Raw genomic sequence first — 4,123 nt, 5'->3', positions numbered from 1 at the left:
CGCCGAACGGTGACGCGCCGCAGCTCGCCCGCGACGTAGCGCGGCGCGGCCACCTGGTCGCGCACCCCCTCCCAGGCGAGGTCCGGCCGCGCCGGGGTGATGCGCGGGTCGAGGCCGGCGCTCATCGCGCCGCGCCGTAACGCTCGGCGATGAGCGCGTCGAGGGCGCGGATGGTCTGCGCCTCGCCGCCCTCGGGCCGGCCGGGACGGGTGGAGGGGTTCCAGGCGAACAGATCGAGGTGCAGCCAGGAGCCGGCCGGGGCGGCGAACTTCTCCAGGAACAAGGCGGCGGTGATGGCGCCGGCCAGCCCGCCCGAGGAGACGTTGTTGGTGTCGGCGATCTTGGAGTCCAGCATGGAGGCGTAAGGCTGCCACAGCGGCAGGCGCCACAGCGGGTCGGCCTGTGCCTGGGCATGGCGCGCAAGGTCGGCCGCGTAGCGCGTCGTCGGCGGTGAAGGCGGCGGGAAGCTGCGGGCCGAGCGCCACCCGCGCGGCGCCGGTGAGGGTGGCGAAGTCGATCAGGAGGTCCGGCTCGTCCTCGCACGCGAGCGTGAGCGCGTCGGCGAGCACCAGGCGGCCTTCCGCGTCGGTGTTGCCCACCTCCACCGACAGGCCCTTGCGGCTCGCCAGCACGTCGCCCGGCCGAAAGGCCGAGGCCGAGATGGAATTCTCCACCGCCGGGATCAGCACCTTCAGCCGCACCCGCGCACCGCGCGCCAGCAGAAGGTGGGCGAGGCCGAGGGCCGAGGCCGCTCCGCCCATGTCCTTCTTCATCAGGAGCATGGCCGAGGAGGGCTTGATATCGAGGCCGCCGGTGTCGAAGGCGACGCCCTTGCCCACCAGCGTGACCTTGGGAAGGCTTTCGTCCCCGGCGGTGATCTCGATCAGCCGCGGTGCCGAGGCCGAGGCGCGCCCCACCGCGTGGATCAGCGGGAAGTTCTGCGCCAGCAGGTCCGCGCCCCGGATCACCCGCACCGCCGCGCCGTGTTCGGCGGCGAGCGCGCGGGCGGCGTCCTCGATCTCCACCGGGCCGAGGTCGTTGGTGGGGGTATTGACGAGGTCGCGCACCAGCTCCACCGCGGCGAGGGTGCGGGCGAGGTCGTCGGCGTCCACCCCGGCCGGAACGGCGAGATGCACCTTTCGGTCCGGCGCCTTGCGGTAGCGCGCGAAGCGATAGGCGCCGAGCGCGAAGCCCAGCGCCGCGAGGCGCGGGTTCTCGAGCGCGCCTTCGAGCCGGTAGGTGCCGGCGGGCAGGATCGCGGGCAAGGTCCCGAGCGCGAACGGATCGCCGCCCGCGGCAAGGCCGAACAGCACCCCGGCGAGCCGCCCCGTCGGCGCCCGGCACCAGGCAGGTGCTTGCCGGGGGCGCCCTCGAAGCCGGCGCTCTGCGCGAACCGCCGGGCCGGCTCGGGCAGGGCGGCTTCGGCAAAGCTCGTCTTGGTGACGCACCAATGGGCCGGCTTTCGGCCGGCGCGCTCACGATCACTTCAAGCATGTCGTTGCTCCTCGCCCTGCGGGGTAGCATGCCGGCGCGCCGTTGGAGAAGCGCCTCAGGTGCCGAGCATCAGGCTGGAATAGGGATGGAGCAGAAGCCCTGCGCCGGCGAGCGCCACCGCATAGGGCAGGCTGGTCTCCATGGCCGGGGCGCCGGGGACGCCGGCCGCCTGGCGGTGCAGCCGGAAGGCGAAGGCGAGCGAAAGGCCGCCGCCGATCAGCCCGGCGATGAGCGCGAACATCGGCACCTGCACCGGATCGAGCCACAGCATCAGGGCGCCCGCGAATTTGGCGTCGCCCGCTCCGACAAGGTCCTGGGAGAACAGCGAGAAGCCGAGCGCCGTGACCGCCCCCGCCACCAGCAGGCGCAAGGAGAGGTCCGGCAGAGGCGAGACCATCACCATGGCTGCGAAGCCCGCCACCAGCGCCGCCACCAGGACGTTCGGGATGATGCGCCGGGCGATGTCGGTGCCGATCGCGGCGCACAGCACCGTGGGATAGAGGCCGACGAGGATCAGTTCCTGGAGCGCCGGGGGCGACACGCGCCGCGCCCTAGTTGCCGGCGACGGCGGCGGTCGCCTTGAGCCGGGAGAAGGTGGTCGCCACCTGCGCCAGCACGGTGACGATGGCGATGGAGAGGCCGGCCGCGATGAGCCCGTATTCCAGGGCGGTCGAGCCGTGTTCCTCTCGAATGAAGCGGGCAAAAAGGAGCTTCATCGCGTCCGATCCGGTTGTCCGTCTTCGCGACCAGTGCGCCGCGACATCGCCACGCTAGGGGGCGGCCGTTGCGGGGAGGTAAAGCGCCATTATTTGGATACCGTAGCCGGCTGGGCCTCTGCGGTAAGGGTTAACGGTCCGTCTTGCCGGCGGCGAGCGCCGTGCGGCGGAACCGGGCGCGCCGGCGTGCATTGATGCGCACGCCGCAGGGGGACTATACCGGCGCTGGATGGACGCCCGGGCCGCGCGGCCGGGGCGGAGGCGCTCATCGCGCCGCGAGCGGAGGCGGGTTGATGGGGTCGGAGACCACGGCGCGGGTATCGGAACTCTATGCGCAGAAGGTGGCGGCGGGCGACATCTCCCCCGATCCGGCGCAGGCCGAGGTGGTCGCGGCCTTCGCCCGGCTGGAACTGGAACTGCGTCAGCGCGCCATGGCGCAGAAGTCCTCGGCGCTCGGCTGGCTGTTCCACCGCCGCGCCCCTGTGCCGCCGAAGGGGCTCTATGTCTACGGCAAGGTCGGCCGCGGCAAGACCATGCTCATGGACCTGTTCTTCGCCGCGCTGCCGGCGAAGGGCAAGCGGCGCGCCCATTTCCACGAATTCATGGGCGACGTGCACGAGCGCATCTTCAAGGAGCGCGAGGCGCAGAAGAAGGGCGAGCGCAAGACCGCCGATCCCATCGCCCCGGTGGCCGCCCAGCTCGCCGACGAGGCCAAGGTGCTGTGCTTCGACGAGTTCCACGTCACCGACATCGCCGACGCCATGATCCTCGGCCGCCTGTTCGAGAAGCTGTTCGCCGACGGCGTGGTGGTGGTGGCGACCTCCAACGTCGCCCCGGACGACCTCTATGCGGGCGGGCTCAACCGGGCGCTGTTCCTGCCCTTCATCGCCGAGATCAAGCAGCGCATGGAGGTGCTGAACCTGGATTCGCGCACCGACTACCGCATGGAGAAGCTGGAGGGCGTCTCCACCTGGCACACGCCGCTCGGCCCGCAGGCGGACGCGGCGGTGAACGCCGCCTGGAGGCGCCTCGCCGGGCGGCCGGGGGTGTGCCGAGCGAGATCGTGCTGAAGGGCCGCCACCTCGCCATTCCCGCCATGGCCAACGGGGCGGCGCGCTTCTCGTTCGCCAATCTGTGCGAGGCGCCGCTCGGCCCGAATCCGGACTATCTGGCGCTGGCGCGCATGTTCCACACGGTGGTGCTGGAGCACATCCCGATCCTCGGCCCGGACCAGCGCAACGAGGCCAAGCGCTTCATCTCGCTGATCGACACGCTCTACGACGCCAACGTGAAGCTGGTCGCCTCGGCCGCCGCCGAGCCGGACGGGCTCTATCTCGGCACCGAGGGGGCGGAGGCGTTCGAGTTCGCCCGCACAGTCTCGCGGCTGCACGAGATGCGCTCCGACGAGTACCTCGCAAAGCCCCACGGCCGCGGCGATTCGACCGCCACCGGCAACACCACGGGCCTGGTGGAGACGTAACAGCCTCGGTCCGACGACCGGCCGCCGGCCGAGCCGCCGTCACGCGCCGCCTTGTCCAGGGGATGACGGCGGGGCGAGACCACCGAACGCTTCTGCCGTCGCGCGAAACGCTGCCGCGGGATCGCACGCCCGCATCACCCCGCCCATGACGGCGAGCCCCGCCGCCCCCGCGCTCCGGCAGGCGCTGGCATTGGCGTCCTCCACGCCGCCGAGCGCCAGCACCGGCACGCGGCAGGCCCGCACGAATGCGGCGAGGCCCTCCATCCCCAGCGCCGGGCCGTAGCCGGGCTTCGAGGCCGTGAGGAAAGACCGGGCTCGCGGTGACATAGTCGAGCGTCGCCGGATCGGCCCGCGCCGCCTCCTCCCGCGCATGGAGCGAGAGCCCCACCAGCGCGCGCGGCCCGAGCAGCGCCCGCGCCGCCGCCGGATCGTC

General features: G+C 72.4%; 3 protein-coding genes and 2 pseudogenes. 1 reads left to right on the top strand and 4 read right to left on the bottom strand.

What is annotated here, in order from left to right:
- Positions 1-121: 121 nt before the first annotated feature.
- From AC2W7M_RS21130 to AC2W7M_RS21120, 3 genes and pseudogenes are all read right to left on the bottom strand, one after another.
- Positions 122-1,444 (bottom strand): annotated as a pseudogene (locus AC2W7M_RS21130) (leucyl aminopeptidase family protein); the annotation flags it as partial.
- A 105-nt stretch (positions 1,445-1,549) separates the two neighbouring features.
- Entirely contained in the window at positions 1,550-2,035 is a 486-nt protein-coding gene (locus tag AC2W7M_RS21125; RefSeq protein ID WP_486134661.1) for an A24 family peptidase, read from the bottom strand.
- A 10-nt stretch (positions 2,036-2,045) separates the two neighbouring features.
- The gene (locus tag AC2W7M_RS21120; RefSeq protein WP_486134659.1) at positions 2,046-2,210 is read right to left on the bottom strand and encodes a Flp family type IVb pilin; all 165 of its coding nucleotides are present in this window, start codon (positions 2,208-2,210) and stop codon (positions 2,046-2,048) included.
- A 293-nt stretch (positions 2,211-2,503) separates the two neighbouring features.
- On the opposite strand from AC2W7M_RS21120, the pseudogene zapE reads away from it, so the two are divergent.
- Positions 2,504-3,690, top strand: a pseudogene (zapE, locus tag AC2W7M_RS21115) (cell division protein ZapE).
- 39 nt (positions 3,691-3,729) lie between these two features.
- On the opposite strand, the gene AC2W7M_RS21110 reads toward zapE, so the two are convergent.
- On the bottom strand, positions 3,730-3,954 hold the full coding sequence (locus AC2W7M_RS21110; protein WP_486134663.1) for a thiamine phosphate synthase: 225 nt from the start codon (positions 3,952-3,954) through the stop codon (positions 3,730-3,732).
- Positions 3,955-4,123 lie beyond the last annotated feature (169 nt).

Source organism: Xanthobacter sp. BG11Y11_SDJG (assembly GCF_057364445.1).
This window is presented reverse-complemented; position numbering and strand designations above follow the sequence as displayed.

What these genes read in the sequence shown, in the direction of transcription:
- AC2W7M_RS21120 (WP_486134659.1), bottom strand. Translation starts at nt 2,210, where the DNA reads ATGAAGCTCCTTTTTGCCCGCTTCATTCGAGAGGAACACGGCTCGACC.
- AC2W7M_RS21110 (WP_486134663.1), bottom strand. Translation starts at nt 3,954, where the DNA reads ATGGAGGGCCTCGCCGCATTCGTGCGGGCCTGCCGCGTGCCGGTGCTG.